The organism is Micromonospora inositola (assembly GCF_900090285.1).
GTDB classification, from domain to species: domain Bacteria; phylum Actinomycetota; class Actinomycetes; order Mycobacteriales; family Micromonosporaceae; genus Micromonospora; species Micromonospora inositola.
This window is the reverse complement of sequence record NZ_LT607754.1, coordinates 3,777,429-3,793,072: the sequence shown is the minus strand read 5'-3', so window position 1 is coordinate 3,793,072 and position 15,644 is coordinate 3,777,429. Positions and strand designations below refer to the sequence as shown.

17 protein-coding genes are annotated in these 15,644 nt (G+C 74.9%); 1 reads left to right on the top strand and 16 read right to left on the bottom strand.

The features are described from left to right. Positions 1-69: 69 nt before the first annotated feature. Positions 70-774, top strand: coding sequence for an LON peptidase substrate-binding domain-containing protein (locus GA0070613_RS18185; protein WP_089013395.1), 705 nt, complete (start codon positions 70-72; stop codon positions 772-774). On the opposite strand, the gene GA0070613_RS18180 is transcribed toward GA0070613_RS18185, so the two are convergent. The 16 genes from GA0070613_RS18180 to murC form a co-directional block, all read right to left on the bottom strand. Next, positions 689-1,636: a DUF2567 domain-containing protein gene (locus tag GA0070613_RS18180; RefSeq protein WP_408630949.1), complete on the bottom strand. Its 948-nt coding sequence runs from the start codon at positions 1,634-1,636 to the stop codon at positions 689-691. The genes GA0070613_RS18185 and GA0070613_RS18180 overlap by 86 nt on opposite strands. Positions 1,637-1,683: 47 nt before the next feature. Next, positions 1,684-3,255 (bottom strand): AAA family ATPase, encoded by a 1,572-nt coding sequence (locus tag GA0070613_RS18175; protein ID WP_089013394.1) that lies wholly within the window; start codon positions 3,253-3,255, stop codon positions 1,684-1,686. A 99-nt stretch (positions 3,256-3,354) separates the two neighbouring features. Beyond that, the gene (locus tag GA0070613_RS18170; protein WP_231929259.1) at positions 3,355-4,245 is read right to left on the bottom strand and encodes a hypothetical protein; all 891 of its coding nucleotides are present in this window, start codon (positions 4,243-4,245) and stop codon (positions 3,355-3,357) included. 95 nt (positions 4,246-4,340) lie between these two features. After that, positions 4,341-5,285, bottom strand: a complete 945-nt coding sequence (locus GA0070613_RS18165; protein WP_089013393.1) for an RluA family pseudouridine synthase — start codon at positions 5,283-5,285, stop codon at positions 4,341-4,343. Next, positions 5,282-5,905 (bottom strand): signal peptidase II, encoded by a 624-nt coding sequence (gene lspA / locus GA0070613_RS18160; protein WP_089013392.1) that lies wholly within the window; start codon positions 5,903-5,905, stop codon positions 5,282-5,284. Before lspA ends, GA0070613_RS18165 begins: the two co-directional genes overlap by 4 nt. 66 nt (positions 5,906-5,971) lie before the next feature. Then, on the bottom strand, positions 5,972-6,391 hold the full coding sequence (locus tag GA0070613_RS18155) for a TraR/DksA family transcriptional regulator (protein ID WP_089013391.1): 420 nt from the start codon (positions 6,389-6,391) through the stop codon (positions 5,972-5,974). 229 nt (positions 6,392-6,620) lie between these two features. Further along, positions 6,621-8,123, bottom strand: a complete 1,503-nt coding sequence (locus GA0070613_RS18150; RefSeq protein WP_089013390.1) for a potassium/proton antiporter — start codon at positions 8,121-8,123, stop codon at positions 6,621-6,623. Positions 8,124-8,145: 22 nt separating this feature from the next. Further along, entirely contained in the window at positions 8,146-8,445 is a 300-nt protein-coding gene (locus GA0070613_RS18145) for a DUF167 domain-containing protein (RefSeq protein WP_089013389.1), read from the bottom strand. Between the two features lie 11 nt (positions 8,446-8,456). Further along, positions 8,457-9,056: a hypothetical protein gene (locus GA0070613_RS18140; protein ID WP_089013388.1), complete on the bottom strand. Its 600-nt coding sequence runs from the start codon at positions 9,054-9,056 to the stop codon at positions 8,457-8,459. Between the two features lie 74 nt (positions 9,057-9,130). Then, on the bottom strand, positions 9,131-9,925 hold the full coding sequence (locus GA0070613_RS18135) for a DivIVA domain-containing protein (RefSeq protein ID WP_089013387.1): 795 nt from the start codon (positions 9,923-9,925) through the stop codon (positions 9,131-9,133). Between the two features lie 43 nt (positions 9,926-9,968). After that, positions 9,969-10,274, bottom strand: a complete 306-nt coding sequence (locus GA0070613_RS18130) for a YggT family protein (RefSeq protein ID WP_089013386.1) — start codon at positions 10,272-10,274, stop codon at positions 9,969-9,971. 28 nt (positions 10,275-10,302) lie between these two features. Next, positions 10,303-10,995, bottom strand: a complete 693-nt coding sequence (locus GA0070613_RS18125) for a cell division protein SepF (protein ID WP_089013385.1) — start codon at positions 10,993-10,995, stop codon at positions 10,303-10,305. A gap of 192 nt (positions 10,996-11,187) precedes the next feature. Next, the gene (locus GA0070613_RS18120) at positions 11,188-11,940 is read right to left on the bottom strand and encodes a YggS family pyridoxal phosphate-dependent enzyme (protein ID WP_089013384.1); all 753 of its coding nucleotides are present in this window, start codon (positions 11,938-11,940) and stop codon (positions 11,188-11,190) included. 9 nt (positions 11,941-11,949) lie between these two features. After that, on the bottom strand, positions 11,950-13,065 hold the full coding sequence (gene ftsZ, locus GA0070613_RS18115; protein WP_089013383.1) for a cell division protein FtsZ: 1,116 nt from the start codon (positions 13,063-13,065) through the stop codon (positions 11,950-11,952). 262 nt (positions 13,066-13,327) lie between these two features. Further along, positions 13,328-14,146 (bottom strand): cell division protein FtsQ/DivIB, encoded by an 819-nt coding sequence (locus GA0070613_RS18110; RefSeq protein ID WP_089013382.1) that lies wholly within the window; start codon positions 14,144-14,146, stop codon positions 13,328-13,330. Next, positions 14,143-15,624, bottom strand: coding sequence for a UDP-N-acetylmuramate--L-alanine ligase (gene murC, locus GA0070613_RS18105; protein ID WP_089013381.1), 1,482 nt, complete (start codon positions 15,622-15,624; stop codon positions 14,143-14,145). Before murC ends, GA0070613_RS18110 begins: the two co-directional genes overlap by 4 nt. Positions 15,625-15,644 lie beyond the last annotated feature (20 nt).

Sequence of the window (15,644 nt, the reverse complement as noted above, 5' to 3'; positions counted from 1 at the left end):
CCGCCGCCCGCACGCCGGGACGGTGAGCCGGGACACGCCGCCGGGCCGTGATCGGGATACGCTCGACGCGTGACTGCGCGGCTGCCGGTGTTTCCGCTCGGGACGGTGCTCTTCCCGGGGCTGGTGCTGCCGCTGCACATCTTCGAGGAGCGCTACCGGGAGCTGGTGCGACACCTGGTCGGGCTGCCCGAAGGGGCGCCCCGCGAGTTCGGCGTGGTGGCGATCCAGGCCGGCTGGGAGGTGGCCCCGGCCGGGTCGCCCGGCCGGCCGACGCCCGGCGCCGGGGACGTGACGCTGCACGAGGTGGGCTGCACCGCCGAGCTGCGGCAGGTCACCGAGCTGGCCGACGGCGGTTTCGACATCGTCACGGTCGGCCGGCGGCGGTTCCGGATCGCCGACGTGGACGACCGCTCGGCGCCGTACCTGACGGCCGACGTGGAGTGGCTGCCCGAGCCGGCCGGCACCGACGAGGTCGCCGACCTGCTCGCCGCCCGGGTGATCTCGGTCTTCCGGCAGTACCTGGGGCTGATCCGGCCGGACCCGCAGGAGATCTCCGAGCAGCTGCCGGAGGACCCGACGGTGCTGTCGCACCTGGTCGCGGCCACGGCCGCGCTGACCGTCGCCGACCGCCAGCGGCTGCTCGCCATCGACGACACCGCCGGCCGGCTCCGCGCCGAGCTGCGGCTGCTCAACCGGGAGGCGGCTCTGCTGCGCCAGGTCCGGGCGGTTCCGGTGCCGCTGGGCGAGCTGGCCGGTCCCCCGGCGCCGAACTGAGCCCTTCCGCCGAACCGAGCCCCTCCGCCGGGCCGACGCCCCGGCCGCCGGTCCCCCCGGCCGGCGGCGGCCAGTCCGCGTACGGCTCCGGCTCCGGGCGCAGCGACGGCCAGCGGGACCAGCCGGCCAGCAGGGTGTACGTCACGGCGGCGCCGAACGCGGGCAGCAGCAGGTTGCCGTGCGGCACCGGCAGCACGCCGAGGAGCCAGTCCACGCCCCCAGCCCGCAGGTCGGCCGGCTTGGTGAAGGGCCGCCCGTCGGGCGCGGTGTCCAGCAGCCGCTGGTAGGTCGACAGCCCGATCCGCCGGCCGAGCTGCCAGGCCACCACCGCCGCACCGAGGCCGCCCAGCGCGCCGGCGAGCAGTCCGACCGGGCCACGGCGGCGGCGCAGCAGGAACCACAGGGCGATCGCGGCGAGCATGCCGAAGCCGAGGCCGAGCAGGCTGAACCAGCCGTCGGCGGCGATCGGCTGCTCCGGCTGGGGCGTGGCGTAGATCGCCCCCTCGGCGGTCTTCACCACCGGGATGTCGGGCGCGACGGCCGCCCAGAGCAGCCCCAGCGGGGCGCCCAGGACGGTGAGCAGGAGCGCGATCCCCAGGGTCAGCCCGACGGCCCGGCGGACCCCGCGGGCGGGCCGGGCGGTCACGGCGGACCCGGCGACCGTCGCCGGGCGGTGCTCGGCTCCCGGGCCGGCCCAGCCGAACGGGTCGGCGCCGGGCGCGCCGGCCGGGGTGCCGGCCGGCACCGGCAGGCCGGCGGGTGGGTCGACGGCCGGCTGCTCGGGCCAGGGCTCCGGCCCGGCGCGACCGGGCTCGCCGGGCCGGTGCGCGGCCCGCTCGGGGTCAGGGGTGTCCGAACTCACCCGATGATCCTCTCAGGAGCCGGACCGCCGTGGGGCGGCGGTGGCGGTCAGCGGGCGAACGGCTCCAGCATCACCGCGGCGGCCTTGAGCCACGCCTGCCGGGTCTCCGGCTGGAGCTGGTGGTACTCGATCGAGGAGCCGGTCTCCAGCGCCGGGTCGTACGGCACCACGGCGACCGCCCGGGTCCGGGTGGCGAAGTGCCGCTCCAGGTCGTCCTGCAGCGAGGTGCGGCCCGGCGTCGGGCAGGAGATCAGGGTGACCGCGTTGTCGGCCAGCTCCCCCATCCCCACCTCGTGCAGCAGGTCGAGCATCCAGTCCGCGCTGAACGCGGCGTCCTCGCGCGGCACGGTGGTCACCACGAGCTGGTCGGCGGCCTGCATGACGGTACGCCAGTTCGGGCTCTCCACGTTGTTGCCGGTGTCCACGCAGACCACGTCGTGGGTGCGCCGCAGCAGCTCCAGCACCCGCTTGACGGTGAACTGGTCCAGGCGCTGGGCGAACCGGGGGCTCTCCTCCCCGGCCAGCACGTCGTACGAGCCGTCGGAGGCGTGCCGCAGGTAGTCGTCGAGGTGTTCCAGCAGGGCGGCGCCCTCCAGGATCTCGATCTGGGCGAGGTCGTGGACCAGGTGCCGGATGGTCCGGGCGTGCCGGGCGCTGCCGGCGCGCAGGCCGAGGGTGCCGCGCAGCTCGTTGTCGTCCCAGGCGAGCACCCCGCGCCCGCGGACGCTGCCCACGGAGGCGGCGGCGAGCACGGTGGCGGTGGTCTTGTGCACCCCACCCTTCGGATTGGCGAAGGCGAGCACCCGGGGGGTGCCCAGCTCGCGGCGGAGCACCCCGGCGGCCCGGTCCAGCTCGCTCTCCGGGGCGGGAGCCCGCCACTCGACGCGGGCCGGCTCGATCCGGGCCGGGTAGGAGTCGGCGATCGCCGGCTGCTGGTACGCGGCCGGCGTCGGGGCGACCGGCTCCGGCGGCGGGTACGTCTCCGGCCGGTAGCCGCCGTTGTCCAGCAGGGCGTACCGGGACTCGACCGACGAGGGCTCGTGCCGGTAGCCGTGGTCCAGGACCGCGTAGCGGGACTCGACGGAGGCGGACCCCCGGTGCGGCTCCCGGTCGGGCTGGCCCGGTTCGGGCTCCGCCGGGTACGACGGCTCCGCCCGGTACGACGGCTCCGCCCGGTACGACGGCTCCGCCCGGTACGACGGCTCCGCCCGGTACGACGGCTCCGCCCGGTACGACGGCTCCGCCCGGTAGGGCGGCTCGGCGGCGTAGCCGGGCTCCGGCGGCTGGGACGGCTCGGCCCGGTAGCTGGGCTCGGCCTGGTACCCGGGGTCGACGCGGTAGGCCGGCTCGACCCGGTAGGTCGCCTCGACGCGGTAGGCCGGCTCGGCGCCGTACGACAGCTCGGCGGGATGCCCGATCGCCGGCGCCCGCCCGGACCAGCCGTTGCCCGCGCCGTGCCGGGGCAGCGACTCGGGAGGCGGCGCCGGGGGCTCCTCGGCGCGGCGGTCGGCCTCGGCGTGCTCCGCGCCGCGGCCGCCGAGGCGGGCCCGGTCGAGCAGCGCCCGCCACCGCGGTGCCGGCTCAGCCTGCCGACCCCAGCCGGTTTCGCTGCCGTCCAAGGCTCGCCCTCCCCAGCCACATCGATCTCCGCCTGACAGGCTACGAACGAAACCCTATGCGGACCACACCCGTCCGCGCACATCCCCCGGTGGGCATGCTCACCGGTATGTCGCCGGCGCGCCGCCGGCGGCCGCGTCCGGGGAGGTCGGGGCGGTGGTGGGCGGCGTTCCGCCCGGCGCGGATCCGCCGACACCCGGTGAGGGGGCGGTCACCGTCGGTGCGGCTTCCGACGAATCGCCCACCCCAGGGTCGCGCCCGGCCGGCGTGGCGGACGCCCCGGCCAGCCCCGCGTCGGCCGGTGGCCGAGCCACGTCACGCTGCTCGGGCAGCGGCGGGGTGAAGACCGTCCGGTCCAGCCGGCTCACCTCCGGGGCCGGGTCGACGGCCCGCACCCCGGGCCGGGCGGCCAGGCCGCGCAGCGCGTCGGACGTGGCGCGGATCACGGCCGCGTACACGCAGGCGCACCCCGACCGGTACGCCGCCGCCTCCTCGGCCGAGACCCGCGCGCCGGTGTCGTACAGCCGGCGCAGCTCGGCGTCGGCGGACGCGGCCGGGGCGGCGGCGCGCGCCCGGTAGTCGGCGGCCTCCCCGTCCTTGCGGGCGGCCACCTCGGCCATCCCGGCGACCAAGTCCTCCGGTACGCGCAGCGCGGCGATCCGGACGATCTCGGTCTGCCAACCGGGCAGCGGCACCCGGGCCACCGCCGCCGAGACCGGCGCCCCGCCGAGCGTCGCCGCGACCCGCTGCGGGGTCAGGTACGCCGAGAAGGACACCAGCGCGTACGTGCCGCTCGCCGGTCCGGTGGCGTCGGTCAGCCGGGCCAGCTCGTCGGCGGCGGCCCGCAGGTACGCAGGGACGGGGTCGCCGGCCGCCACGCCGACCCGGGTCACCTCGCCGACGGTGCGGTCACCCACCGGCTCGCGCCGCCCGGCCCAGGCGCCGGTGACCAGGACCACCACCGCGCAGAGCAGCGCCAGCCAGGTCAGCATCGCGGACCTCGACATGCGGCGGCGCGGGCGCGGCGATCGGTCGGCGGGCACGGGTCATCCCCTCGTCGGGCGGTCGGCGGATCGGCGCGGCGTGGTCAGTCGCGCAGGATCTCCAGCGCGTGCGCCAGGTCGTCCGGGTAGTCGCTGACGAAGGTGACCTCGTCGCCGGTACGCGGGTGCTGGAAGCTCAGCGAGCGGGCGTGCAGCCACTGCCGGCTCAGCCCGAGCCGGGCCGAGAGGGTCGGGTCGGCGCCGTACGTGATGTCGCCGACGCACGGGTGGCGCAGGGTCGAGAAGTGCACCCGGATCTGGTGGGTGCGCCCGGTCTCCAGGCGGACGTCGAGCAGGCTCGCCGCCGGGAACGCCTCCAGCGTGTCGTAGTGGGTGATGCTCGGCTTGCCCCCGGTGACCACCGCCCAGCGGTAGTCGTGGTGCGGATGCCGGTCGATCGGCGCGTCGATGGTGCCGCGCAGCGGGTCCGGGTGGCCCTGCACCACGGCGTGGTAGCGCTTCTCCACCTCGCGGTACTTGAAGGCCCGCTTCAACGCGGTGTACGCCTGCTCGCTCTTGGCCACCGCCATGATCCCGGTGGTCCCCACGTCGAGCCGGTGCACCACGCCCTGCCGCTCCGCGGCGCCGCTGGTGGAGATCCGATGGCCGATGGCGGCCAGGGCGCCGATCACCGTCGGGCCGGTCCAGCCGGGGCTGGGATGGGCGGCCACGCCGACCGGCTTGTCGACCACCACGATGTCGTCGTCCGCGTAGACCACGGTCAGGCCGGGCACGGCCTGCGGGACCACGGTCGCCGGGGCGGCCGGGGCGGGCAGGGTCACCTCCAGCCAGGAGCCGGCCTTGACCTTGTGCGAATTGGCCCGGACGGCGCCGTCGACCAGTGCGTCCCCGGCGTCGACGAGGGCCGCGGCGGCGGTCCGGGAGAGCCCGAAGAGCCGGGACACGGCCTGGTCCAGCCGCATGCCGTCGAGGCCGTCCGGCACGGGCAGGGAGCGGTGGTCGCCGCCGGCGGCGAAGGCCGAGGTCATGCCCGCCCCCGCTGCTCGCTGCCGGTGGGCGCCCCGTCGCCGGACTCCGCCGCGCCGGCCGGCTCGGCGCCGGCCCGGCGGCCGTCGCGCTGCCGGCCGGTCAGCTCCAGCAGCACGGCCAGGAGCACGCCGCAGACCAGGGAGCTGTCGGCCAGGTTGAACACCGGCCAGACCTGCCCGTACGGGTCGAAGAGGCTGATCATGTCGACCACGTGCCCGACGAAGTGGCCGGGCGCGCGGAAGATCCGGTCGGTGAGGTTGCCGAGCGCCCCACCCAGCACCAGGCCGAGCGAGACCGCCCACGGCACCGACCGCAGCCGCGCCGCCATCCAGGCGATCCAGCCGATCACGCCGAGGGTGATCAGCGGGAAGACCCAGGTGTGGCCGGACCCGATGCTCCACGCCGCCCCGCTGTTGCGGGTCAGGGTCAGGTAGACGGTGCCGTCGAGCAGGCCGAGCGGCGGGCGGCCGGTGAGCGCGGTCAGCGCCCACTGCTTGGTGACCAGGTCGGCCAGGAGCGCGACCAGGGCGACGCCGAGGAGTGCCCCGACCGCCCGGCGTCGGGGCGTGCCGCCGCCCGACTCAGCGGTGCCGGCTCCGGCGGGCGGTGCTGCGGTCATCTGCTCCCCATCGACGCTCTCGGCGGTGATCCCTCACCGTCTCCACTCCGCCGCCGGGGAGCGGGCCTAGCGCCGCTCCTCCAGCTGCTTGCAGGTCACGCAGAGGGTGGCCGACGGGAAGGCGGCGAGCCGCTCCACCGGGATGGGGTTGCCGCACCGCTCGCACCAGCCGTAACCGCCCTCGTCGAGCCGCTCCAGGGCCCGCTCGACCTGCGTGATCCGTTCCAGGATGCTGTTGGCGAGTGAGATCTCCTGCTCGCGCTCGAACGTCTTGGTGCCGGTGTCGGCCTGGTCGTCCCCGGCCGAGTCGGTCAGCCGGTCGCGCTGCAGCTCGGTGATCTCGCTCAGCGTCTGATCGTACTCGGCGCGCAACTCGTCGCGCCGGGCCGCCAGGGCCGCCCGGATCTTCTCGGTCTCCGCCGCGCTGCGGGTGGCCTTCGCCACCGGCTTGCGGCCGGCGGTCCTGGTATCGACTGGCTTCGCCATCGTCAGCTCCCTCGGCCGCGGATGCGCGGCGGTCGGCGGTGCGGTGCCTGGGCAGGGGCCACCGGCCTGGGCGTCCCCCATGTACGAAACGGGCGCACGGCTACCAGGCCGTGCACTCCGGAGGGTGGCAAGAATACGGAACGTACAGGCGTCCGACAACGTACCGCGCCGTTGCTCCGCGTTTCAGCCCCGAACAGCCACCAGTCAGGGCAAAAGGAACGTTAGCAGATCATCCGTCCCGGTCCTCGCCGTACTCGCCAAACCACCGGGCCAGCCGGCCCCGGCGGCTGATCGCCCGCAACCGCCGCTCCACCTCGTCCCGGACCCCTGCGGTGGCTACGATGAGCAGGCTGTCGCCGACCTTGAGCCGGGTGTCCGGCCCGGGCACGAAGCCGGCCCCGTCGCGCAGCACCAGGGTCACCGAGGCGCCCACCGGAAGCCGCAGCTCGTCCACGTGCACCCCGCCGAGCCGGGAGCCCGGCGGCACCTCGAGCTGGAGCAGGTCCGCCCGCATCCGTTCGAGGGGGGCCGTCTCGACCCGGATCTCGGCCGCCTCCGCCGGGGCGGTCACCCCGAGCCGACGGGCCGCCGGGGCGAGGGTCCCGGCCTGCACCAGCGTGAAGATCACCACCAGCACGAAGACCGCGTCGAAGAGTCGGTCCGCCCCCGGGACCCGCTCGGAGAGCGGGATGGTGGCCAGCACGATCGGCACCGCGCCGCGCAGCCCGGCCCAGGACAGGAACGCCTGCTCGCGCAGGCCGAACCGGAACGGCAACGCGGAGACCGCCACCGACAGCGGCCGGGCGGCCAGCACCAGGGCCAGGCCGGCCACCACCGCGGGCAGCACCGCGGCGTCCAGCCGGCCCGGCGACACCAGCAGGCCGAGCAGCACGAAGAGGCCGATCTGGGCCAGCCAGGCCAGCCCGTCGGCGAAGCCGAGGATGGCCTGGCGGTGCGGCAGCCGGGCGTTGCCGAGCAACACCCCGGCGACGTACACGGCGAGGAAGCCGGAGGCGTGCAGCACCGCTCCGGCGGCGTACGCGAGCACGGTGAAGCCGACCACCGCGATCGGGTAGAGCCCCGCCGAGGGCAGCGCGGCCCGGCGCAGCGCCCACCGTCCGGCGATCCCGGCGGCCACCCCGACCGCCGCCCCGACCCCCAGCTCGTAGCCGACGAGGAGGACCTCGTACCACCAGGGGTGGGCGGCGGGGGCGGCCCGGGACAGCAGCACCACCAGGATCACCACGGGGGCGTCGTTGATGCCCGACTCGGCTTCCAGGGTGGCCACCAGCCGGGGCGGCAGGCGCAGCCGGCGCAGGGTGGCGAAGACGGCCGCCGCGTCGGTGGAGGAGAGCACCGCGCCGTAGAGCAGCGCCAGCCGCCAGTCCAGGCCGAGCAGCAGGTGCACGACGAGGCCGACGACCACGATGCTGACCACCACGCCGACCGTGGAGAGCGCGGCGGCCAGCCCGAGCACCGGCCGCAGGGTGCTCCACCGGGCGCTCAGCCCGCCCTCCGCGATGATCACGATGAGCGCGCAGAACCCGAGCACCCGGGTCAGCTCGACGTCGTCGAAGCGGATGCCCAGGCCCGCCTCGCCGATCGCCACCCCGAGCGCGAGGTAGACCAGCAGACTGGGCACCCCGAGCCGGGTGGAGAACCGCACCGCGCCCACCGCCACCAGCAGGACGGCCGCGCCGAGCAGCAGCGCGAGATCCAGCCCGGGGGTCATCCGCGGCCGGCCCGGGCGGCCCTCACTCGGCCGATCCGTCGCGCAGCCGGCGAAGCACCACGGGCAGCTCCGACGAGGGGCGCTCGACCAGGAAGAGTTTGTCGCGGCTGGCCGCGCCGGTGCGCAGCGAGACCGCCGCGGCCCGGACGCCCAGCGCGTCCGCGAGGGCGCGGCGGGCCGCCTCGGTGGCCCGGCCGTCGACCGCCGGGGCGTTCACAGCGATCACCAGGGCCGGCCCGTGCGGACCGTCGAAGCGGCCGCCGACCCGGGCCCGGGAGGCGCCGGGCTTCACCCGTACGGCGACGGTGAGCGTGTCGTCCATGGGCGCCGCCCTCAGCTCGGCCGGGCGTCGGCGAGCAGGACGGTTGCCGGCGCGCACCGGGCGCACGGGGTGAAGCCCAGCTCGACCGCCTCGGCCACCGGGAGTCGGGACGGCAGCCGGTCGAGGAGGTGCGGGCAGGCGGCGAGGTGGTATCGCGGCCGGCCCTGCACGACGTGGACCGGGGTGAGCAACTGGGCGACCACGGCGGCGTCCTCGGGCGGCACCCGCTGGACGTCCGGCTCGTCGACCGGCGCCTCGTCGGTGCCGGGTCCCGGTGCCGGCCGCGGCCGCAGCTCGGACCCCGACGGCGGCTCGGGTGGTTGCCGCCACCCGGTGCCGACCGTCGGGGGAACGTGCTGGACGGGAATCTCGGGCTCCATGACCGGAGACCCGTACGGGCCGCGCGACGTCGCCGGCCCGCCCCGACGCCCTGCCGTCCGGTCCGTCGTCGCCCGGGTGGCGGCTGCCTGGCGGGCACCCACGACGAGGGCGACGGCGGCCAGCAGGCTGGCCGCGATGGAGGTGATCAGCAGCGGACTGGACCCGCCGGCCAACCCGGCCACCAGGAGCACGACGGCGACGAGGATGAGCAGGAGGCTGGCGACTGTCACGGCTCACCCCCGCCGCATCGGGTCGGTCTGCGAGCGGTCGGCGGCCGTCGCGGGGACGGCCGCCGACGGCGGGATCAGCGGCCGGACTCGAGCGAGCCCGAACGACCGCCACCGTACGAGCCGGCGGCGGCGAGGCCGTTGCTGCCGCCACCGGAACGGTTGCCCTCGGTGCGGTTGACCTCGGCCTCCAGGCCCTGGGCCCGGCCGTCGAGGTCCCGCAGCTGGCTCTCCAGGTACGCCTTGAGCCGGGTGCGGTACTCCCGCTCGAACTGCTTGAGCTCCTCGATGTGCTTCTGCAGCGCGGTGCGCTTGGCGTCCAGGCCGCCCATGGCCTCCTGGTGCCGCTGGCGGGCGTCGCGCTCCAGCGCGTCGGCCTTGGCGCGGGCCTCGCGGGTGACCTCCTCGGCCTTGGACCGGGCCTCGGAGAGCAGCTGGTCGGCCTCACGGCGGGCGTCCGACACGTGGTCGTCGGCGGTGCGCTGGGCCATCATCAGCACCCGCAGCGCCTGCTGCTCGCCGTCAGCGCCGGCGGCCGGGCCGCCCTGGGCGCGGACCTGCTCCAGCTCGGCCTGCATCGCCCGGGCCGCCTGCTCGGCGGCCGCCTTGTCGCGCTGCACCCGGTCCAGCTGGGCCTTGACGTCGTTGAGCTCGGCCGCGAGACGGGGGTCGCCGCCGGGGCCGGCGGGAGCGGGGCCGCGACCGCCGCGCTCCACCTGGGCGCGCAGCTCGTTGTTCTCCTCGATCAGACGGGCGAGCTCGCGCTCGACCTCGTCCAGGAAGGCGTCGACCTCCTCCTCGTCATACCCCCGCTTGCCGATCGGCGGCTTTTTGAAGGCGACGTTGTGGACGTCGGCCGGGGTCAGCGGCATCGAAACTCCTCGGGTCAGTTGCGGCCGCGAAAGCGCGCGCTGGTCAGGAGAAGTTCCTGATCAGCGGATCTAACACAAACCTCATCAGCACGAACAGGATAACCAGGAGCACAAGTGAGGCCAGGTCGATGCTCACGTTACCAATTCGCAGTGGTGGGATCACACGCCTCAACGTCCGCAGAGGCGGATCAGTGACGCTCCACACCGATTCCAGTCCCGCCGATGCTCCCCGGCCCGGTTGCCAGCGGCGTCCGTACGCGAGAACGGCCGCGAGGACAAATCGGGCCAAGAGCACAAGCAGGAACAGATAGACCAGCAGATACAGCACTTGGAACAAGATCGACAACACGGCAGGCGACGTCCCTCGGTCGAGCGGGCTAGCTCAGGCTGAAAAAGCCGCCCTCAGCGATCTTGGCCTTGTCCTCCGCGGTGACCTGGACGTTGGCCGGTGAGAGCAGGAACACCCGGTTGGTCACGCGCTCGATCGTACCGCGCAGTCCGAACGCCAGCCCGGCAGCGAAGTCCACCAGCCGGCGGGCGTCCGCCTCGTCCATCTCGGTGAGGTTGATGATCACGGGCACGCCGTCGCGGAAGTGCTCGCCGATGGTGCGCGCCTCCCGGTAGGTGGTGGGGTGCAGCGTGGTGATCTGGTAGCGCTGCTCCTCCTCCGCCACCACGGCCCGCTCGCGGGGCTGGACCTGCGGCGCCAGGGCGAGATTGTCCCGGGTGTGGTACGTCAGCGCGCCCGAGGTCTCCCCGGCCCCTGACCGGGTGATCGACCGGACGCTGGACCGCTCGACCCGCTCCGCCCGCTCGCCGTCGGCGCGGTCGATCTCCGCCGCGCGGCTCGAGGCGCGCTCGGTCAGCCGGCCCCGGTCACCGACCCGGGAACGGGCCGGCGGCTCCTCCGACTCGTCGTCCTCCTCGTCGGCGAACTCCTCAGAGTAGCGACTCGACCGGTAGCGCGAGTCGCGGTAGCCACCCTTGTCGTAGCCACCGTCCTCGTACGCCCGCTCGTCGTCCTCCTCGACCAGACCGAGCCAGACCCCCGCCTTGCGCAGTGCACCCATCCCGCGCCCTTCCGTCCGCCGTGCGGCACACGCCCCCGTGCCGTGTCTCTTGATCACGCGTGGACAACGATGCCCACCGGACCGGATCGGCAATCCCTCGGCGCGCGATTCGCGGTCCGCCCGCCATAGCCCCCGACAACGGGATGCCGTTCCTGAACAACACTGCTGTAATTTGCTTCTTTCGCGGTCAGGCTACCGCAGCGTGGGGCGCATTCCGAGCAACGCGCTGCCGACGCGGACATGTGTCGCGCCGTACCCGATCGCGGTTTCCAGATCCCCGCTCATTCCGGCCGACAGCATGGTCGCCGCCGGATGCCGCCGGCGGAACCATTCCGCCACCTCGGCCAGCCGGGCGAACGCCCGCTCCGGCTCCCAGCCCAGCGGCGCCACCGCCATCAGCCCGCCCAGCCGCAGCGCCCCCGCGCCGGCCACCGCCTCCGATACCGGACCGAGACCGCGGTCCGGATCGACCGAGTCCGGCAGCGCCCCGCCCCGGGCCGGGTCGCCGTCGATGCTGACCTGCACCAGCACGTCCAGCGGCCGCTCCCGGTCCGGACCTGCCGCCGCCGCCGCGTCCAGCGCCCCGGCCAGCCGGACGCTGTCGACCGACTGCACGACGTCGGCGTACCGGACCACCGAGCGGCACTTGTTGCGCTGCAACTGGCCGATGAAGTGCCAGCGCGGCGTCACCCCGGCCGCCGCCACCTCGGCGGCCTTGCCGGCCGCCTCCTGGTCGCGGTTCTCCCCCACGTCGGCGACGCCGAGCCCGGCCAGGGCCACCACGTCGCCGGCCGGGTAGGTCTTGGTCACCGCGATCAGGGTGACCTCGGCGCGGTCCCGGCCGGCGGCGGCGCAGGCGTCGGCGATCCGGGCCCGCACCCGGGCGAGCCCGGTCGCGAGCTCGGCACGACGGTCCGGTCGTACCGTGGCTGGTGTCTCCGTCATCGGCGCGGCTCAGGAGCCGTTCTTGAGGAAGTCCGGCACGTCCACGTCGTCGAAGAGCACCCGGCGCGGCGACTGCTGCGGCGCCGGCATGGTGGCCGGCGGCGCCACCGGCGTGCCGGGCTGCGCCGGCTGGTTCTGGTTCGGCTTGCGGGTCGGCTCGGCCGCCTTGTACGCCGGCGTCCCGCCGTCGAACCCCGCCGCGATGACGGTGACCCGCACCTCGTCGCCGAGGGCGTCGTCGATGACCGCGCCGAAGATGATGTTCGCCTCCGGGTGCGCCGCGTCGGTGACCAGCTGGGCCGCGTCGTTGATCTCGAACAGGCCCAGGTCGGAGCCGCCGGCGATGGAGAGCAGCACGCCGCGCGCGCCGTCCATGCTCTGCTCCAGCAGCGGGCTGGAGATGGCCGCCTCGGCCGCCTCGACCGCGCGGTTCTCACCCCGGGCGCTGCCGATGCCCATCAGCGCGCTGCCGGCGCCGCTCATCACGCTCTTGACGTCGGCGAAGTCCAGGTTGATCAGACCCGGGGTGGTGATCAGGTCGGTGATGCCCTGGACACCGGAGAGGAGCACCTGGTCGGCGGTCCGGAAGGCGTCCATCATGGAGATGTTGCGGTCGCCGAGCGCGAGCAGCCGGTCGTTCGGGATGACGATCAGCGTGTCGCACTGGTTGCGCAGCTCGTCGATGCCGGACTCGGCCTGCACCTGGCGGCGCTTGCCCTCGAAGGAGAACGGCCGGGTGACCACGCCGATGGTCAGCGCGCCGAGCTTGCGGGCGATGTTCGCCACCACCGGCGCGCCGCCGGTGCCGGTGCCGCCGCCCTCGCCGCAGGTCACGAAGACCATGTCGGCGCCCTTGAGCACCTCCTCGATCTCGTCGCGGTGGTCCTCGGCGGCGTTCTTGCCGACGTCCGGGTTCGCCCCGGCGCCGAGCCCCCGGGTCAGCTCCCGGCCCACGTCGAGCTTGACGTCGGCGTCGCTCATCAGCAGCGCCTGCGCGTCGGTGTTGATCGCGATGAACTCGACGCCCTTGAGCCCAACCTCGATCATCCGGTTGACGGCGTTGACGCCGCCGCCCCCGATGCCGACGACCTTGATGACCGCCAGGTAGTTGTGCGGAGGTGTCATCTCCGGTCCTTTCCCTTCGAGATTGGCATGGGCCGACCCCACACGGCTTGGCCTAGACCAGCGGTCGACGCAGTTCCCAGCGGGGTTGCGGGTCGAAACCCTCACCCTCTACTAGAGGCCTACAGTTATGTCAACCACTGATCCTCTTCGGGGCAACGTAAGCGCCTCCACGCCGAGAGCCAAGGACCCGCCCGGCGTGTCGTCGCCCATAGCGGGACGAGTCACGTCCCGCCGGCCGCCGCCCACCCCGCCGACCGGCGGATCACTGGAAGGTCACCACGTCCGGCGCGCTCACGTCGATCGTGTCGGCCTGCCGACCGAGCAGCGCGGTGGCCACCCGCGACTTGTCCGCGCCCCGGGTGGCGTCCCCCCAGACCACCGTCCGGTCGTGCCGCAGCCGCAGCGTGATCCGGGCCAGCCCGGCCACGTCCACCGAGACCAGCTCGGCGCGGAGCTGCGGGCTCAGCGCGGCGAGCACCGCCAGCCCCGCCCGGGTGCCAGGGTCGTCCGGTCCCGGCTTGCCCACCTGGACCAGCGGCAGCGCGTCCGGAGCCCGGGGCACGGTCCGAAAGACCACGCCGGCGCTGTCGATCACGGCGAACTGCTCGCCCTGCGGCACCGCCGCCACGGCGGTCCGCTCCACCACCCGGATCACCAGGGTGCCGGGCCAGTCGCGCTCCACCGACGCGCGTTCGACCGGGGCGAGGGTGCCGACCCGCCGGGCGGTCGCCGTCAGATCCACCCGCGCCAGGGGCGCGTCGTCCGGAACCGCCGCCGCGTCCCGCACCTCGACCGGGGTGACCAGCTTCGCGCCGACCACCCGGACCTCGCGGACGCCGAACAGGCCGGTGCCCAACACGGTCCACGCGACCAGACCGGCCAGGGCGAGCACCCCGACCGCCGTCGCCCACGGCAGGGCGGCCCGCATCCGGCGCTGTCGGGCCCGGGCCATGAACCGCCGGGTGGACGGCGGGACCGCGTCGGTGCCGGCCCGGACCAGCTGCCAGCGCCGCACCGGTCCGCGCCGGCCGGCGCCGCCGTCCGGGCCGGGCGTCCGGCCCCGGGCCGGGCCGGGACTCATCCGGCCGGGGCGGCCGCGCCGTCCGTGTCGACGGCGGCGCCCACGGCCGTCGCGCCGCCGGCACGGGCAAGCAGCGCGTCGAGCAGCTGGTCGCCCATCAGCGAGATGGGCGGCGCGCCCATGGTCACCACGACGTCGCCCGGTCGGGCCCGGCGGGCCACCTCGGCCGGCACCTCGTCCCACGAGTCCACGAAGACCTTCCGGTCTGCCGGCAGCGGCACCGCCTCGATCAGCGCGGCCGAGCCCTCGCCGGGCTGCCGCAGCTCACCCGGGCCGAACACCTCCAGCAGCACCAGCTCGTCGGCGATGCCGAGCGCCGCGGCGATCTCGGCCTGCAGGTCCCGGGTGCGGTACAACCGGTACGGCTGGAAGACCACGATCAACCGGCCCTCGCCGGCCACCTCGCGCAACGTCTGCAGAGCCAAAGTCATCGAGGTCGGGTGGTACGCGTACTCGTCGTAGACCAGCACGCCGTCCGCGACGCCCTTGCGCTCGAAGCGCCGCCGGACGCCGGGGAACGCGCCGAGCGCGGTCTCCGCCGCCTCGACCGGCAGCCCCAGCAGGTACGCGGCGAGCACCGCGGAGGCGCTGTTGAGTCCCATGTGCCGGCCCGGGACAGGCAGCCGGATCTCGCCCAGCGACCGGCCGTCGATCTCGGCCAGGTAGCGCACCCCCCGCGCGGAGGAGGCCATCTCGCTCAGCCGCAGGTCGGCGTCGGGCGACTCGCCGTACGTCCACACCCGGCGGCCCTCCGCCCGCAGCGTCTCGGCCAGCCGCCGGCCGCCCGCGTCGTCGGCGCAGGTGATGATGAACCCGTCCGGGTCGGTGAGCCGGGCGAACTCGGCGAACGTCGCCTCCAGGTTCGCCAGGTCGCCGTACGTGTTGAGGTGGTCCGCCTCGATGTTGGTGATGATCGACACGTACGGCCGGTAGATCAGGAAGGAGCGGTCGCTCTCGTCCGCCTCGACCACGAAGTACTCGCCGGTGCCGTGGTGCGCGCCGGAGCCCACCTCGGAGATCTCCCCGCCGATCACGAACGACGGGTCGACGCCGGCCTGCTGGAGCACCATGGTCACCATCGAGGTGGTGGTGGTCTTGCCGTGGGTGCCGGCGACGGCCACGGTGCGCCGGCCGGTCATCGCCGCCGCCAGGGCCTCGGAGCGGTGCAGCACCCGCAGGCCGCGCCGGCGCGCCTCGACCATCTCCAGGTGGTCCTGGGGGATCGCCGAGGAGTAGACCACGGTGTCCACGCCGTCGAGGTTGGACGTCTCGTGGCTCATGTGGATCGTGCCGCCGAGCGCCCGCAGCCCGGCCAGGGACGGCCACTCCCGCAGCTCGCTGCCGGAGACCGGCAGCCCCCGGGTGAGGAAGAGCCGGGCCAGCCCGCTCATGCCGACCCCGCCCACCCCGATCAGGTGGATCCGGCCCAGGTCCTCCGCGGTCAGTGTGCCGGCGGGGGTGAACTGCGCGGTGTTCATTCCGAGTACCTTCCCGTCGC